The following is a 425-nucleotide window of genomic DNA, read 5'->3' as shown; positions in this document are numbered from 1 at the left end:
GTGCTGGGCGAGGGCTACAGCTTTGCGTGGAGCGGGCAGGCGTATGAGGAGAAGAAGGCCGGCTCGACCGCCGCCATGGTGTTCGCCTTCGCGCTGCTGATGGTGTTCCTGATCCTGGCCGCCCAGTACGAGAAATGGTCGCTGCCGATCGGCGTGCTGCTGGCGGTGCCGTTCGCGCTGTTCGGCGCGCTGGTCGCCATCCTGATACGCGGCATGCAGAACGACGTGTACTTCCAGATCGGCCTGACGGTGCTGATCGCGTTGGCGGCCAAGAACGCCATCCTGATCTTCGAGTTCGCGGTGGAGATGCGCATCAAGGAGGGGCTGAACGCCTACGACGCGGCGGTCAAGGCGTCCAAGCTGCGGCTGCGGCCGATCATCATGACCTCGCTGGCCTTCATCCTGGGCTGCATTCCGTTGGCCAT

At 64.5% G+C, this 425-nt stretch carries 1 protein-coding gene; it reads left to right on the top strand.

Features of this window, described 5'->3' with window-relative positions; all coding sequences use genetic code 11:
- Nucleotides 1-425, top strand: a 425-nt coding sequence (locus AC1U89_RS24840; RefSeq protein ID WP_479902275.1) for an efflux RND transporter permease subunit, incomplete at both ends; no start/stop codon positions are given.

It is taken from the genome of Caulobacter sp. 05T431, from assembly GCF_056665975.1.
Note: the sequence above shows the minus strand (reverse complement) of the source record. Positions and strands in the feature narration are given on the sequence as shown.